This is a genomic window from Acaryochloris thomasi RCC1774, assembly GCF_003231495.1.
Classification (GTDB): domain Bacteria; phylum Cyanobacteriota; class Cyanobacteriia; order Thermosynechococcales; family Thermosynechococcaceae; genus RCC1774.
On sequence record NZ_PQWO01000001.1, the window covers coordinates 169,499 to 185,287 of the forward strand.

Consider the following 15,789-nt stretch of genomic DNA (forward strand, 5'->3'; position numbering starts at 1 on the left):
AGCGCTCGGGTTCTACCCCAACTTTATATCGTGTCACCACTTTTAGGGAATGCCAAAGATTCAAAAAATGATTGCCGGGGTCGATGAAGTCGGTCGAGGTTGTTTGTTCGGTCCCGTGGTTGCGGCAGCCGCCGTTATCCCAGAGTCGCTCTGCGATCATTTACAAGCGCTGGGCATTACGGATAGTAAGCAGCTTTCGAGTACCAAGCGGGCAGCGCTGTATGCACAAATAAAAGGACTCGTTCCTATCCGGGCGGTGGGTTTGGCTTCTGTGACCGAGATCGACCGACTGAATATTTTGCAGGCAAGCCTGCTGGCCATGCGGCGAGCCATTACTCGGCTCGATCCTGCCCCTGATCTTTGTCTGGTGGATGGCAATCAAAAAATCCCGCAGTTAGCCCTGCCACAGCAAACGGTGATCAAAGGAGACCAGAAGGAACTTGCGATCGCAACTGCCAGCATCATCGCCAAAGTCTGGCGAGATCAGCTCATTACGCGCCTCGCCCTTAAGTATCCCGGCTATGACTTAGCTGCCAATAAAGGCTATGGCACCCGTCGCCACCGTCAAGGCTTAGCGAAGCTCGGCCCCACTCGCCTCCACCGTCTGTCCTTTGCCCCTTGCCGCCTGGAAAAACAGCCTAAGTCACATACTCTCTAAAGTATTCATACACCTCAACGCCAGGGAGATCCTGCTTAAATTCCTTGGGCAACTTATATTCATCAGGATTAAACCGCTGACGAATCTCAACCGCATTCCTATAGTGCTTATGCCACTTCTCTAGCAGCACGATCACCTGTCTAAATCGAGGATAGGACTGCTGATACCGATCGCTAAGGGCAACATATTGAATCAGGCGTGCATAGGTTTCAGGAAGCCGTTTTTGGGCCGGAATCCCCAATACGCGACCCAATTTTTCGAAGCCGGTATATTGAATGCGAATCTGTCGATTGAGCTGTTCAATATTGCCGCTGTCCCCCTCTTTGCAAGCCTCAATCAGTTCAGCAGCCGTTTGCAGAATCGAATAGTCATCCTCTTGAGACGACTTGAAGAGGGTAAAAAGCTGAAAGCGCAACTTGTCTTGGCTCAAAAGCTCAATCTGACTGAGATAGTGCTGCATCGCTTGTCTGAGCTTATCTGTCTCAATATCAGCTAGAATTTCTGTCGCCTTCTTATTGAGCGCAGCGACAAAGGCAGCGGGCTCTAGGTTGCGGTTGAATAGTCCCTGAACTGCGTCATAAATTTTTTGAGCGGCAGCAATTCGATATCTGGCCTCCGTGGTCTGGAGATCTAGAAAGATATCTTTAAACTCAATTCCAGCGGCCAACAGCTCAGCCGCTAACATGAGGCTGTTGCGATCCTCTGCGGTCCGCGTTAAATCACTCTGAACCTTTACAAAATCGATAAACCTTGGATCTGAGAACTGCTGAGACTTTAGTTTTTGCACCTTGTTAATCAAAGTGGTCATGGAATCTATCACCTGCTGGTGCTTGAGAATGTCAGGCTCAGAAACGGTTTGCTGAGAAACAAGCCCCGCAATGCGCTCCGTCATGCTGCCCTTCCCCAAGATTGGCTTGTTCCACCAGGATTTTTTTTGCGGTGTCTCCGGCTCAGAAGCTTCAGGCTTAAGCACTTCAGCGGTTGTAGCTCGGGCTGATTCGGGCTGGGGGGAGCGGCGAGCCGCGACGGCGGGCTGGGCGGATGGACTGATCGACCCTGAAACAGCGCTTGGGGGCGACACGGTCGGCTGTGCGCCAGAGGGTTGTGCAGCAACCTGGGCGACGGAAGGCTGAGTCGTGGGAACAGCAGAGGGCCATCCAGAAGGGGCAGCGACAGACGGCTGAATAGGAACAACTGCAAATGAATCTGCATCTGCAGGCTGGCCGAGCTGTTCGAGAGCCTGGAGTACCTCTCGGGCAGAAGAGTAGCGATCGCAAGTCGCAGCCGCCAGCATCTTTATCAGAACCTGCTGAAACTGGGGACTGACACGGAGCGTCTGCAGCCAGGGTTGCCCCGCTTGATGAGGGTTAAAATCCTTAGGCAGTTTCCCCAGCAACAGAAACACGCAGGTGATGCCCAGGCTGTAAAGATCGCTGGCGTAGACGGGTTTTTTGGCGATTTGTTCAGGGGCTGCAAATCCCTTCGTACCCACAACAAAATCTGTTTTGCCTGAGGCTGGCGTGCTGTTATCTGCACCACCTTGGTCATTAACGACCCCGAAGTCAATCAGAATCAGCTTGTGATCAATTTCGCGGCGAATTACGTTGGCGGGCTTGATATCGCGGTGAATCACCTTTTGCTGATGCAGATAGTCAAGGATCGGCAGCACCTCTTTAAGGACATCTCGCACCTGACCTTCTGTCAAGGGACCGGAGCGCTTGGCCTCTTTGTGCAGCGTATAGCCGCTGATATACTCCTGAACTAGATAGAACTCTTGCCCCATCTCAAAGTAATCAAGCAGGCGCGGAATTTGCGGATGGTTTCCAATTCTGCCGAGGGTTTCGGCCTCCCGCTGAAAAAGTTTCTGACACTGAGCAACGTATTGCGGTGTGCTCAAGACCGGCTTGAGCTGCTTAATCACGCAGTCGGGCTGACCCGGTAGCCCTTCATCCTTGGCAGAAAATGTAGTACCAAAACCACCCTTCCCGAGCACTCTGGTGGCTCTGTAGCGATCGCGCAGCAGCAGTTTTGAACCACAGGCGTGGCAATCCGCTGCCTGAGGCTTATTCTTTGGGTCCATGCAGTCAGAATTCAAGCAGTAGCTCATGCTGCGATGTCTCTCAAATAATCTGGGCTGTGGTCAATCCCCCACAAAATATAGTCTGCCCGCTCTCATGCAGCAAAGCACACTCTGTATTCATTCAATGTCAGATCCTTACTTAAACTGTAGGCCAAATGTTGAGAGATGGGAGCTAAGCCTGACGATACGACTCCTGAGACTGAGCGAGAAACTGACCCACTAAATAAAGCGAGCCACACAGCACCTTCGTCTCCACCGTTGAATGCAGGGACTGCAGTCCGGCATCCAAATCAGGATAGATACAGCACTCTAAGGTCGGGCAAACTTCTAAGGCCAGAGTCTGCAGAGCTTGGGGGTCAGCACTACTGTGCCCCGACACGGGCACAAGAGAGAGGCGGTCGCCCGGACGCAGCAGAGCAATCAAGACTTTGGCATGGTCTTTCGTCGAGAGCATTCCCATTAGCCAGTGGACGGGCTGCTCTAGGCTATCGACATACTGACGGAGCGCAATGGCTGCGGCTTCGTTATGGGCACCATCAAGCAGCAGTGAGGAGTTGTGCCACGGGACCCACTGCAGACGTCCCGGCCAAGTGGTATTTGCCATGCCGGTTGCGATCGCATCGTCTGAAATATTCCAGCCTTGGTCTCTTAGGGCCTTTAAGGTTGCGATCGCAACCCCCGAATTAATCAACTGCAAATCCCCTGGCAGCGTCAAATCGTAGGTAACACCCTCAGCTATCACCGTCTGCTGGCTCAATGACTGAGAAACTTTAGCCGCAGGCTGAGGCCACCGCGCCCTGCAGTTTAGCTCTGAAATCCGCTGTTGCACCACCGACTCTGCCGCCTCCGGAAGTGGCCCCACAACGGCAGCACAGTCTTGCTTCAGAATCCCGGCTTTTTCATAAGCAATATCGGCCAAGGTCGGTCCTAGACGCTGCCAGTGATCGCGGCTGATAGAGGTAATCACGCTCACCACAGGGGAATCGCACACGTTGGTGGCATCTAGGCGTCCCCCCAGGCCCACCTCAATAACGGCAATGTCAACCGGCTCAAAGCAGCACCAGGCGGCAGCGGTAATGACTTCAAACTGGGTCGGCATTGGTTCTGTCACAGCCGCTTCCACCCGCAGTAAAGCATCGTAGAGAACGTCTGCAGCAATGGGCTGTTGATTAATACAGATGCGTTCAGTCCAATCAACCAAATGGGGAGAAGTGTAGCGGCCTACGCGATAGCCCGCCGCCGTGAGCACCGATGATAAATAGGCGCAAACGGAGCCTTTGCCATTGGTCCCTGCCACGTGGATGATGGGGACGCGCTGATGGGGATGGCCGAGGGCAGCTAAGAGCTGATGGCTAGCCTCTAAACCTAGATGGATGCCGAACCGCTCGTAGCGCTGCAGGAGAGCATGAATTTTCTGGAGAGCCACTCTATCGTTGTTAGGAACCATGAAACTGCTTGGATCAACAGCGGATAGCTTTGTACTAGCCCCTTAACCTTCCTGCTGGGGCGAGAAATCTAAAGCCTCAGAACAGTTCACTCAACCTACCATCTCATGACATAGCCAACGCAATAGGACCGTCTCTTCTCTTTCTTTATCTTCCTGAGTCACGACCTTACCTGCCATGTCGTCGAGCTGACATTCTCCTGTCACATTTGGCGATTAGAATCACCAAATATTCACTAAGCCTGAAATTAGCACCACTAAGTTCGATATTAATTGCGATGGTGAAAACTTCTGACAGTCCCCCCAACCCGTTCTCAGAATCAGAGCTTCAGTCTGTTGAGCCACGGCGAGACGATATGCAAGAAAAGAGTCACCCAAAAAGCAAAAAAGTGCCTAGGTGGTTGGTCGCTATCTTGATCTTGGGGGGAAGCGCAGTTTTATGGCAGGTCATTGTCCCCTCATCTCGCCCCACGGCTCAAACCAGTACTCAAGAAACACCCCCCAGAGCAGTTGAAATTGGGGCTTTGATGTCAGGCACAGGCAGCAGGCAGGTGAGATTGCTAGGACAAGTGGAGGCTGGAGCACGCGCAACATTAAATCCTCAGATTGAGGGGACAGTGCAGCAAGTTTTAGTTAGAGAGGGCGATCGCGTTACGCCTGGAATGACGATGGCCGTTCTCGATGATGCTGATTCAAAATTAGCCTTGGCTGAAGCTCGAGCAAGACTCGCACAGGAAAAAGGAAACTTAGCTCGGCTGCAGGTGGGAACTCGGCCTGAGATTCTCACTCAGAGACGCGCAGAATTAGCCGCCGCTGAAGCCAGAGAAGCAGAAGCCCAAGATAATTTAGGGCGGACGGCGAGTTTGACAGAAGAAGGCGCGTTATCTGAAAGAACTTTGGTAGAAGTCAGAAGCGAAGCCAATGCGGCCACAAGCGAAAAATTTCGAGTCAAGGCTCTTTTAGCGGAGGCAGAAGCAGGCCCCACTAGAGAAGAGATTGATGCGCAAAAAGGCTTAGTCGCCGCTGCCCACGCAGCCGTAAGACAGGCAGAGCTGGGGATGCGACGCACACGAATCCAAGCCGCTTTCCCTGGAGTCGTAGAATCACGGGATGCTGATCCCGGCGACTATGTTGAGGTCGACGATCCCATATTGACACTGGTGAGCGATCGCTCTTTAGATATCTTTTTAGAAATTCCCGAAAGCTTGAGCGGGCAAGTCGCCCCCGGGAAAACGGTGAACTTGACGGCTCGCGCCTTGCCTGACTGGAAACAACAAACGAGCATTACCGCAGTTGTCCCCTCGACAGATACTACCTCTCGCCGACAGTTGGTGCGAGTCAGTCTGAATAACCCACCTCAGAGATTATTACCCGGCATGGCCATTCAAGCCTATCTATCTATGCCAGTCGAGAATGCAAATACTTTCGTTGTGCCGAGAGATGCCCTAACCAGACGAGGGAGTGACTGGCTGCTATTCACTATCAGAGACAACGCAGCTCAACAGGTCAATGTAGAAATGGTGGTGGACCTAGGTGAAGAGGTCATTATTGCGAATCCTGAGCTGCAGGAAGGGCGAGAGATCGTCGTTAATGGCGGTGATGGATTGACGGATAATGCTGCCGTAAAAGTGGTCAATTCTCTAACGGATCGCTGATTTAGATTTTCTACATATGGCATCCCTGTCACTCAAAACTGAGATGCAGCTAGCGGTCAGCTTATGAAACAGTCATCTCGATTCTTTGGACAAGCGTGGGTTGCAATGGCCGTTAGCGAAGCGCCTCTCTCGGCGGCAGGCCGGTGGGAGACTATCGCAATTCTGTAAATGCTTGGCTAAGACATAAACGAGATCTACCCCGCGCACAACAGGTAATGGATCAGCCATGGCAAGAGATAGATTAATTTCATTCAATACTGTTTAAAGTTAAGTCACTATAGATCGAGGAATCAAGAACAATGAAATACATTCCTTTAGCTGCTCGTATTTGTCTTTGCATAATCTTTATTAACTCAGGCATCGGCAAGATTTTTGATTTTGCTAGCACTGCAGAGATGATGGCAAATAAAGGCTTGCCTATTGCCAGTATTTTGTTAGTCTTTACAATTATTTTTCAACTACTGGGTGGCTTATCTTTGCTACTTGGCTATAAGGTCAAACTCGGATCAATACTGTTGATCTCATTCTTAATTCCTGCAACTTTAGTCTTTCATAATCCAATTGCAGATCCGGGTGAACTCAATTCTTTTCTCAAAAATATAGGTCTAATTGGTGGACTGTTAATGGTTGTTTATGCGGGTGCCGGTGCGTTGAGTATCGATAACCTTGCCGAGAAATCACAACCCCGAGAACAAGTCACAATCAATCATTAAGTACAACCTCCACTAGACGTGACAAACAACAAAGGGCCAAACAATGAGTCTGATTAAAACCGCCGTTCGCTGGCGACACGGGACTGGCGTATTGTTTTGTCTATTGGCTTTGTTCGGCATTCTGGCATTGTTTCAGTTACCGCTAGAATTACAGCCCGGCGGAGATCGCCCTGAAATCAGTATCACGACGCCTTATCTAGGGGCTTCTCCCGCCGAGGTCGAAGATTTAGTGACGCGTCCCATTGAAGAAAGACTGGAAGAGGTTCAGGGCATTCAGGACATCACCAGCAGCAGTGGTTCGGGTGTGAGTACGATTAATGTCGAGTTTGACTGGGATAGCGACATTGATCGCTCTTTGGTCGATGTTCTCAATAAGCTGCAGCAGGTTGAAGCGCTCCCGATAGAAGCCGATGAGTCAGATGTAGAAGTCATCAGCGGCAGCAGCGACCCGATGATGTGGATCGTTTTAATTCCGAAAGAAGGCTTTACTGCAGATGATCATCACTACAGAGATTTAGTCGACGATATCGTTGTCCCTCGCCTTCGTCAGGTCCAGGGGGTCGGACAGTTTTTGGTTTCTGGAGGAAGAGAAAGGGAAGTTGAAGTCGTTGTCGATCCCAAAGCTCTAGCCGATCGCAACCTCACGATTAGAGATGTCGCCAACAGTCTGCGCAACAACAACCAGGACATTCGCGGAGGGCCTTTGGTCCTGGGACGCAGAGAGTATCGAGTGAGAACGATTAGTCGCATTGAAGACGTCAAACAATTAGAAGAGTTCGTCTTGCGTCGGGATGGGTCGGGAACAGTGTACCTAGGAGATGTGGCAAAAGCCCGCATGGGTCGCGCCATCCAAGATCGAGCTTTGATTAGAAATAATGAGCCTGCGGTGGCAACGGGGGTTATTCGTCAGGTTGGAGGCAACGTGCCTGAAATATCGGCGGGCATCAGAGAAGCTCTAGTTGAATTAGAAGCCAGATTTGATCGCGAAGGAGAAGGGATTGCTTTTGATATTCCCTATGACGAAAATGACTACATCAATGAATCGATTTCCTTCGTCGAAGGCAACCTAATTATAGGTGCCATTCTTGCCGCTCTAGTCTTGCTCTTATTCCTGGGTTCGTTGAGGACAGTCGGAGTCATTGCGATCGCAATCCCTACAACTCTGATTACCGTCTTCATTGTCTTCTATGCGTTGGGGCGCACCCTAAACGTGATTAGCTTAGCGGGGTTAGCCTTTGCGGTAGGGATGGTCGTGGATAACGCGATCGTTGTCCTAGAAAATGTCTTTACCCATATGCAGCAGGGTAAAACGCCGATGAAAGCTGCGATCGACGGGACACAAGAGGTGGGTGGCGCGATGCTGGCTTCTACCCTAACGACCGTAGCCGTATTCGCACCGATTGTCTTAGTCACCGGAGAAGCGGGACAGTTATTTTTTGATATTGGGATTGCACTGTCAGCTTCGGTCATGTTTTCTTTGTTTGCCGCGCTTACTCTGGTGCCGATGTTGGCGGGATTATTTCTCAAACGAACAGAAGCAGAACAGATGTTGGCGGGCGGAGAATATAGAGGAGGTAATGGGTTAGAGCGTGCCGTCGCTAAGACTTCGGCCATTTTTCGGTTGGGAGAGCGTCAGCTAGAGAATTTTCTTTTGAAAACCGTGCATTGGTCGCTCGGGAAAGGCAAATTAAAGCGTCGTCTATTTGTCTTAGCACTCCCCATCGTCTTACTAATCACCAGTTTTCAGCTATTACCCCCTGCCGACTATCTTCCAGAAGGCAACCGTAATCTGGTCCTTTGGATTGCTGGAACCTTCCCAGGGACTAGCATTCCCGAAGCCGTAGAACTATCCCAAGCACCCAGGGATTTTGTTAGCCAGCAACCAGAGGTAATGCGTACGCTTTACGTTCACCGCCCAGGACGACGATTGATTGCTGCATTTATTCAACCGGAAGCATCTACGGGCAATAACTTGAACGATTTAGTCGACCGTTTCAGAGCGAAAAGCAATGATTTTCCGGGCTATCGTTTTCTTGTGCCCCGACGAGCCTCCATTTTTCAGGACCCCGGTAAAGAATTCGAGGTTCAGATTATTGGCGAGAATTTATCAGAAATAGACGGACTACAAAAACAACTTAACCAACAGATAGGAGAGTTGCAAGGTATTCAGAATGTCCGCTCTGACTTTGTTACAGGTGCCCCAGAATTACAGGTGATTCCCAACCGCGAACGTTTGGCAGAAGCAGGATTATCAGAATCAGAAATCGGCGAAATGGTGCAGGCGGCTTTGGGGGGATTACGGGCCTCAGAATTTATTGATGGCAAACGAGAGCTAAATGTGACCGTTGAACTGCGAGATACCTTTGTTGAAACGCCTGAACAGCTGCGTCAACTCGCCATTTATAACGGGCGCCAAAGACTACAGCTTTCCGATGTCGCACAAGTCCTAGAAACGACAGGGGCAGATACGATCAATCATGTTGATTTAGAGCGATCAATTACCCTAACGGCCAGCGTTGCCAACGATGCCCCTTTGGGAGCATTAGTGAACCAAACCGAACAGCAAATCCTTGAGCCTTTACGCCAAGATTTACCTGCAGGCGTTCGCGTAGAGCTGGCAGGATCGGCTGACGTACTATCAGAAACGCTATTTCAGCTCGGATCTACCTTTGCCCTTTCTTTAATCATTACCTACCTTTTGCTAGTGGCCCTGTACCGCTCCTTTACTTATCCTCTCTTAATTATGGCAACTGTGCCGATGGGGATGACGGGTGCACTACTCAGCTTAGTGATCGCAAATTCTATCCCTGGCGTGGTGGTGCCCTTAGATATGATTACCGGGTTAGGATTTGTAATTTTGACGGGTGTAGTTGTCAACAACGCTATTCTCTTAGTTGATCGCGCCCTACAGCTCCAGGAAGAAGGGATGGAATATGATGCTTCTCTTTATGCAGCTGTTAGCGATCGCCTGCGTCCCATTTTCATGTCGGCAGGAACGAGCGTCTTAGGGATGCTGCCTCTCGCTATCATTCCAGGGAAAGGAGCAGAACTTTACCAAGGTTTGGGTATTGCTTTAACCGGTGGCTTAGCGTTATCAACTTTTCTAACCCCTACGGTCATTCCTGCTTTGATGGGATTGTTGCAGGATCTCAAATCAAAGAGAAGTATAAAAGTGCAAGAGTGGCAGGACTCTCAGCTCGAAGAAAGGAGCTACGAGGAAGTAGGAAAATAATAATAGGCTCTCGATTGAAATTTTGCATAGTGCGCGAGGCAAGGCTCTATACATGACTAGAAGTCAGCGCCTCAAAAATAGAATCCGAAGCTTGAATAAGTTGCTGGAAACTTCAATATTGTAAGGGCTTCTTAGAATTTATTTTTATCCACACTCTGCTATTGATTAAAGATAGCTAAACCTCTGTAAAATCCGCATTGAAAATCACAAGTTCAGTCAGCGTGAATAGTGCTAAGTGTGATCTAAGGTCTGAGGGGTAAACAAATCTGAAACATTGTTCCTTTCCCAAATTCACTTTCGACCGTAATCTTGCCATCGTGCGCTTGAATAATCTGCTGTGCGATCGCAAGCCCTAACCCAAACCCTCCAGTTTGTCTGGTACGAGCTTTATCAACCCGATAAAAGCGCTCGAAGATGTGAGGCAAATCCGCAGCAGGGATTCCAATGCCAGTATCTTTGACTGTAATTAAAATTCGACGAGGTTTAACGACAAGTTCTAAATCAACTCTGCCCTCAGGAGAAGTATATTTAATCGCGTTATCGAGTAAATTGCGGATAGCCTGTTTGAAAAGATCAGGATCGCTATGAATTTCCAGAGGTTTGGCAGGCACAAGTAGATGAAACTCCAAACCTTTCTCTACTGCTAACGTTTTATATTCGCTACCTAATGAACTTAACAACTCTTCTATATTTGTCTTTGCTACATCTTTTGGATTTAGTTGTCCTTCATGACGGGCAAGAAACAGCAGATTAGCGATCAAAGCACTGATCGATTTACTTTGAGTCACAATGTTCGATAAGCGCTGCCGAGGCTGTTGCTCATCTTCAGCAGGGGCGAGTAACCCCACCTGGGCATTACTGAGGATAGCTGAGATAGGAGCGCGCAGTTCATGAGAAGCATCGGCTGTAAACCGCTGTAGTTGTTCGTAGGACCTTCTCGCGGGACGCATGGCAAAGCTACCGAGTATCCAACCCACTATTCCAGTAAAGATAAGTGCAACGGGTATCCCCAGAGATAAAAATAAACGCGATCGCGCTAGAGATTCCTCTAGCGGCTCTAGGGATACCGCAATCTGTAGATAACCGACCGGAGACTCACCATCCTGTAGCGGCAGGGTTAGTCTGCGCAGATTTTTTTGCTGAGTTGCACCATCAGAGCGACAGTCATACTTTAGGATCTTCCAACCTGGGGTAATTGGCGTTCGCTGGCGAGGAGAGTGCCCCGTAAACTGTAGAAGGCGCTGTCGAAAATCGTACCAGCGAACATAAATTATCTTTGACTCTAGGCCGTCGCTGTTTCGGAACGACACGTTTTCTGTATCTATTGACCAGCTTTCACCCTGTTTTTGATAGGTTGTCAGTGCAGCAATTCTTTTTGCTTCACGATAGATTTGTGTATCAAGTTCTCGCATTTCATCCTCTACCTGACGATGATAAACCGTAAAGGCAAACAGAATTAGAATGCTTCCCATGGACAGGGCAAACCAATAAGCAAGACGACGGCGAGAACGATCAAACATATTTTAACAAGCACTCTTTTCTGCTCAGATCCTAGCTGATTTTATGCTGGCCATGTTGACTTCTTCTATGCTTTGTGAAGCCTCAGCATTCAGCTTCTCATACTCTAGACGGCGATACTTCCGGCTCTAATTTTTTTCAGGGAATCTTGGTCGCTGTATGACATTTTCATGTCATGTTTCACTATCAAAATAGAGATAAGTCAGTCAAGAACGAACAACATGCAACCAATTTCTTCTTTCAAAAAGACAATCCTGGCAGTTTTGGTGGGTACCAGTATTGTCAGCGTAACAACATTACCCGTTCGAGCAAATGAAGATAGCTGGGTCAGTCAATCTAGAGGGACTCAGCCGGTCTTCAGCCAGAATCCCTCCACATTCAGCAATCGCCCCAGCGATACTGGCTCTGTGGAAGATTTCACCAAGGTTATTGGTATCTTTGGTCTAGCAATGGGAACAGGCATGATCGGCTGGCATCTAACCCACTCTCGCCGCTCATCCTTGAGTGATTCCATTTTTTCTATCAATAGCAGAGAAACCTCTATGCTTGGGCACGTGAATCCCAAACTGAAGCAGAAGCTCTTGAGGTTAGTTCACAATCAGCAGACTGCAAGCCGTCTCCTTTCTAGCGCTTCACTCAGATACGCGGACCGCTCTCCCAACTGGCTGGCGGAGAAAGTCATTTATGATCTACAGCGAGATCGCGCCTAGTGCTTCTGTAAGCGAAGCCTCTTAAAGTTGCCCCCTAAGTCGACAAACTGATCCTCCCTGCAAGAAGTGATATGCAGGCGTGACTCTAATCTTGGTAATTGAGGCGATATCCCATACCGTATACGGTTTCTAACCAATCCTTTGCCCCGACAGCTTCTAAACGCTGTCGGAGTCTTCTAACCAGCGTCGTCACTGCATTACTTTCCGGCTCGCTTCCCCAGCTCCAGAGTGCCTGCTCGATTTGATCGCGAGACAAGACCTGGCGTGGATGACGCATGAGATATTCCATAAGCTGAAATTCTTTGACTGAGAGCTGAATTTTCTCTGCTCCCCGCTCTAGCTCTAAGCTAGTCAAATCTAGCTGTAAATCCGCTATTGCCAGTACCTCTCCTTGCCAGAGGGGCGATCGCCGCCCCAAAGCTCGCACCCTCGCCAATAGCTCTAAGACATCGACAGGCTTAACAATGTAGTCATCTGCTCCAGCATCTAGACCATCTACCTTGTCAGCCGTTGTATCTTTGGCCGTTATCATAAGGACAGGGGCAGTACGGCCCAAATCGCGATATTGACGACAAAGATCAACCCCGCTGACATTAGGTAACATCCAGTCCAAAATCAAGAGATCGTAATCTCTTTCTTTGATCAATGCTGACGCCATCTCACCATCCTGTACTGCGTCCACGACGTGTCCCACTTGTGAGAGCGCGGTCTGTAAAGGTTCTAACTGTGCTAGATCGTCTTCAACTAAAAGAATTAGCATTTAAGCAATTGTTGTTTTGCCGTGACTGTAATGCGTCAGATTAAAGGATGGCAGCAACTCAGTTCGCTGGGACTGGAATTTTGGCTTCCCTTGCCTATTATTGGCATAGCGTTCTGGATTGCCAGCGGATTCGTAACAGATTACAGTTTAGGCTTATCGGGGCCATCCGTTGAACCCTTCACGATTGCTCTCGATAAGAATCAGCCTTCTGAAAAGATCCTCTTTATCAAAGTCAGCGTTGACAAAGATCTCGGCACTTCTCAAGTCAACGTCAAACAGGCAACTCAGGTTTATCGAAAGCAACAGTTTGAGCTCAACACAACAAACCGAGAACAAATGGAAGCTGCAATTGGCCGAAAGCTTAATCTATCTCCTGAAGAAGTTAGACGGCTGTTACGCTATCAAGTAAAAAAGTAATTATCACAGCACTCTAAAGATAAAATCCTCAACTGAGATAGTTTTAATATTTCACAAAGCGGAATTTAAAAAGCAGGTGGGCTTCGATCGCCATCATTTTTATATTTTGCAAAATTTTTACATAGAAGGGTATAAAAACACTAAGAATAGGTGCCGCTTTTGATCCGGCACCTCGAGGGTTTAACGACTAGGCCAAAAGTGCATTAAACCCTCTGATGCTCTAGTGGATTAAGTTTGCGTTGTGTTTTCCTGAGGAACGGGTTGTGAAGTCGTTCCTGAATCAGACTTCGACTTGTTACCAGAACAGGCTTCTGCCGCAACAGGAATAGATGTCAAGACAAGCAACAGTATTCCAGCTAGGATTGGTTTGACTTTCATAGTATCCTCGTAAAAATTGGGCTTAGGTTTACTGTTTTTTACTATGAGTGATAAATATGACATAAGAATGTCACCGTTCAAGGCTCTACACTCTGTAATCCAAAATGTATAAAATCTCGGTGTTTGAGGGTAATGATTGATCAATCAGCGATTGCGGTAACCTATCCGAGATCGAGATACGATAAGTCGGAATTTTAAAAGCTAGTGGAATGAATTAACTCAACCGTTGCTGTGCCAATCACAAACTAAAGGCTTCCACAGAATATCAACGTTTACATTTTGAAATCAGCAGTTGAGTTGTCTACGCAGATACATCCTCCTAAAAATACTCAGTGCTTGCTTGGACAAGTTCTCAGTTTGAATTGGACAACAGTGCTACTAAAAGACGAATGAACTGGCCGAGTACGCGAGGTATATGCTTCTCCCAATAGCGTCTACCGCAGCGTATTGCGTTCCCAGAACACGCCATCAGTAAACCCCTGAATGTTGGGGTTCGACTCTGCCAGCTCTAGTCGTTGCTCCACCAGCAAGCAGTAGTCCTCATCTTGCTCAATACCCAGATACCGACGACCCAGCTTTTTCGCTACCACTGAAGTCGTCCCGCTACCTAAAAAAGGATCCAACACCAAATCCCCTGGATTGCTGCTGGCAAGCAATAGCTTGGCAATCAACTTTTCGCTTTTTTGGGTGGGATGGTCGGTATTCTCCGGCATCGACCAAAAAGGGATAGTAATGTCAGTCCAGAGGTTGGATGGGTGGGTGTCTCGAAACTTGCCGTTGGGGGTAGCCTTCCAGTCTTTGGGTTCACCCTCCGCGTTGCGATAGGGCGCAATTACCCGCCGCCGGATCTTAACGGCGTCGGCATGGAACGTATAGTCATTAGAAACCGTACAAAACCACAGATCTTCACTAGCATTCTTCCAGTTTGCCTTAGCGCCTCTGCCTTTCTCTCGTTCCCAGGTGATGCGGTTACGGACGATTAGGTATTCGCTGGCAACGGTAAAGATAGAAGCGGAAGAGAACCAGTCACCACAAATATAAACGGTGGCGGTGGGCTTCAAAAGCGGCAGCAGCGTAACGATCAACTGCTCAAGCCAATCTGAATATTCGATGACGGAGCGCTTCGAGAACTTCTTACCGTTGAAGCTCTTGGACAGGTTGTAGGGCGGGTCCAAAATCAGCAAGTCAACGCAGTGACGGGGGAGCTGAGGCGCAACTTTGAGACAGTCTCCTTGAATGGTGCCGGTTAGCTCTTCGAGTGTTGTGGGATCTTGAATCAGACGGGGGAAAAGACGGTTGCGATCGCAACTCTCCAGCGTCAGGGTCCGATTCATGGGTGCTCGCTGCTTTCTGGTCGAAGGTGGCGTCATGTTCAGAAGCGAAAGACTACAGGATAGGATATATCTGTTTGGGTGCCCAACACCGTTCCCCTCCAACGATAGAGTCTATGCCTAAGCCCGTTCTCACCATTTTTTATCAGTTCAATCCTTGGCATACAACAATTGGCGGCATTCAGACGATCATCATCAACTTCATTAAATATGCGCCACCAGAATTTGACGTCAGACTTGTGGGCACGGGCGTAGATCCCAATGAGCCGCTGGGGCAATGGCAAGAGAAAGAGCTAGCGGGTCGCAAGCTTTCTTTTTTACCCCTGATTCTGGTTGAGAATGACGATGTGCGGGGCTTAATCCCCACGACGCTGCGCTACACCGGAGCGCTTCTGAGACAGAATTTTGCTTCGAACTTCATGCACTTCCACCGCATTGAACCAACGCTAGCTACCTTTCAATGGAACGGGGACAAAACCCTAGTGATCCATAACGACATTGAGGAGCAGATGTCCGGCTCTGGGGGAGATAAGGGGTCGATTCTGTGGCGGTATCTGCCGTCGGTCTACTTCCGACTGGAAAAATTATTGGTGGGACAGTTTGCTGAGATTTTGTCCTGCAATTCAAATTCCTGCCAGTTTTACCGCGATCGCTACCCCGAAATTGCAGACCGGATCACGTTTTATCAAAACACCGTTGATCCTGAGATCTTCTACCCACTCCCGGCAGAACAGCGACCTGCGGCCCGCGAAGCCTTTGCTAAAGAGCGTAGCCTGCCAACAGATACGCGCTTTTTACTCTTTGCAGGCCGTCTGCATCCGCAAAAGGATCCGGTGCTGCTGGTGCAAACAGTGGCGGCACTTCAAGATCCAACCGTACATCAATGGCACTGA

12 protein-coding genes are annotated in these 15,789 nt (G+C 49.0%); 7 read left to right on the top strand and 5 right to left on the bottom strand.

Features of this window, described 5'->3' with window-relative positions; all coding sequences use genetic code 11:
- The first annotated feature begins 49 nt into the window (after positions 1-49).
- The gene (locus C1752_RS00995; protein WP_110984181.1) at positions 50-658 is read left to right on the top strand and encodes a ribonuclease HII; all 609 of its coding nucleotides are present in this window, start codon (positions 50-52) and stop codon (positions 656-658) included.
- Here the strand turns inward: C1752_RS00995 and C1752_RS01000 are convergent.
- Both C1752_RS01000 and C1752_RS01005 read right to left on the bottom strand, forming a co-directional pair.
- A complete protein-coding gene (locus C1752_RS01000) occupies positions 639-2,738 on the bottom strand; it encodes a protein kinase domain-containing protein (protein WP_233501244.1) in 2,100 nt (699 codons plus the stop codon). The genes C1752_RS00995 and C1752_RS01000 overlap by 20 nt on opposite strands.
- 172 nt (positions 2,739-2,910) lie before the next feature.
- Entirely contained in the window at positions 2,911-4,185 is a 1,275-nt protein-coding gene (locus C1752_RS01005; protein ID WP_110984183.1) for a bifunctional folylpolyglutamate synthase/dihydrofolate synthase, read from the bottom strand.
- Between the two features lie 278 nt (positions 4,186-4,463).
- On the opposite strand from C1752_RS01005, the gene C1752_RS01010 reads away from it, so the two are divergent.
- From C1752_RS01010 to C1752_RS01020, 3 genes are all read left to right on the top strand, one after another.
- Positions 4,464-5,837 (top strand): efflux RND transporter periplasmic adaptor subunit, encoded by a 1,374-nt coding sequence (locus C1752_RS01010; RefSeq protein ID WP_370664144.1) that lies wholly within the window; start codon positions 4,464-4,466, stop codon positions 5,835-5,837.
- A 299-nt stretch (positions 5,838-6,136) separates the two neighbouring features.
- Entirely contained in the window at positions 6,137-6,550 is a 414-nt protein-coding gene (locus C1752_RS01015; RefSeq protein ID WP_110984185.1) for a DoxX family protein, read from the top strand.
- A gap of 43 nt (positions 6,551-6,593) precedes the next feature.
- Positions 6,594-9,782 carry an efflux RND transporter permease subunit gene (locus tag C1752_RS01020; protein ID WP_110984186.1) on the top strand — a complete coding sequence of 1,063 codons (3,189 nt, stop codon included), beginning with the start codon at positions 6,594-6,596 and terminating at the stop codon, positions 9,780-9,782.
- Between the two features lie 242 nt (positions 9,783-10,024).
- Here the strand turns inward: C1752_RS01020 and C1752_RS01025 are convergent, their stop codons facing one another.
- A complete protein-coding gene (locus C1752_RS01025; RefSeq protein WP_110984187.1) occupies positions 10,025-11,302 on the bottom strand; it encodes a sensor histidine kinase in 1,278 nt (425 codons plus the stop codon).
- Between the two features lie 219 nt (positions 11,303-11,521).
- Between C1752_RS01025 and C1752_RS01030 the strand changes: the two genes are divergently transcribed.
- Entirely contained in the window at positions 11,522-12,010 is a 489-nt protein-coding gene (locus tag C1752_RS01030) for a hypothetical protein (protein ID WP_110984188.1), read from the top strand.
- A gap of 85 nt (positions 12,011-12,095) precedes the next feature.
- On the opposite strand, the gene rppA is transcribed toward C1752_RS01030, so the two are convergent.
- Positions 12,096-12,770, bottom strand: a complete 675-nt coding sequence (gene rppA / locus C1752_RS01035) for a two-component system response regulator RppA (protein ID WP_110984189.1) — start codon at positions 12,768-12,770, stop codon at positions 12,096-12,098.
- A 30-nt stretch (positions 12,771-12,800) separates the two neighbouring features.
- Between rppA and C1752_RS01040 the strand changes: the two genes are divergently transcribed.
- Positions 12,801-13,187, top strand: a complete 387-nt coding sequence (locus C1752_RS01040) for a hypothetical protein (RefSeq protein WP_110984190.1) — start codon at positions 12,801-12,803, stop codon at positions 13,185-13,187.
- Between the two features lie 812 nt (positions 13,188-13,999).
- Here the strand turns inward: C1752_RS01040 and C1752_RS01045 are convergent.
- On the bottom strand, positions 14,000-14,899 hold the full coding sequence (locus tag C1752_RS01045; protein ID WP_110984191.1) for a DNA-methyltransferase: 900 nt from the start codon (positions 14,897-14,899) through the stop codon (positions 14,000-14,002).
- 113 nt (positions 14,900-15,012) lie between these two features.
- Between C1752_RS01045 and C1752_RS01050 the strand changes: the two genes are divergently transcribed.
- The gene (locus tag C1752_RS01050; protein WP_110984192.1) at positions 15,013-15,789 is read left to right on the top strand and encodes a glycosyltransferase family protein; all 777 of its coding nucleotides are present in this window, start codon (positions 15,013-15,015) and stop codon (positions 15,787-15,789) included.

Coding starts and splice junctions, on each gene's coding strand:
- C1752_RS01030 (WP_110984188.1), top strand. CDS start 11,522: ATGCAACCAATTTCTTCTTTCAAAAAGACAATCCTGGCAGTTTTGGTG.
- C1752_RS01040 (WP_110984190.1), top strand. CDS start 12,801: ATGCGTCAGATTAAAGGATGGCAGCAACTCAGTTCGCTGGGACTGGAA.
- C1752_RS01050 (WP_110984192.1), top strand. CDS start 15,013: ATGCCTAAGCCCGTTCTCACCATTTTTTATCAGTTCAATCCTTGGCAT.
- C1752_RS01025 (WP_110984187.1), bottom strand. CDS start 11,302: ATGTTTGATCGTTCTCGCCGTCGTCTTGCTTATTGGTTTGCCCTGTCC.
- C1752_RS01005 (WP_110984183.1), bottom strand. CDS start 4,185: ATGGTTCCTAACAACGATAGAGTGGCTCTCCAGAAAATTCATGCTCTC.
- C1752_RS00995 (WP_110984181.1), top strand. CDS start 50: ATGCCAAAGATTCAAAAAATGATTGCCGGGGTCGATGAAGTCGGTCGA.
- rppA (WP_110984189.1), bottom strand. CDS start 12,770: ATGCTAATTCTTTTAGTTGAAGACGATCTAGCACAGTTAGAACCTTTA.
- C1752_RS01020 (WP_110984186.1), top strand. CDS start 6,594: ATGAGTCTGATTAAAACCGCCGTTCGCTGGCGACACGGGACTGGCGTA.
- C1752_RS01045 (WP_110984191.1), bottom strand. CDS start 14,899: ATGAATCGGACCCTGACGCTGGAGAGTTGCGATCGCAACCGTCTTTTC.
- C1752_RS01015 (WP_110984185.1), top strand. CDS start 6,137: ATGAAATACATTCCTTTAGCTGCTCGTATTTGTCTTTGCATAATCTTT.
- C1752_RS01000 (WP_233501244.1), bottom strand. CDS start 2,738: ATGGACCCAAAGAATAAGCCTCAGGCAGCGGATTGCCACGCCTGTGGT.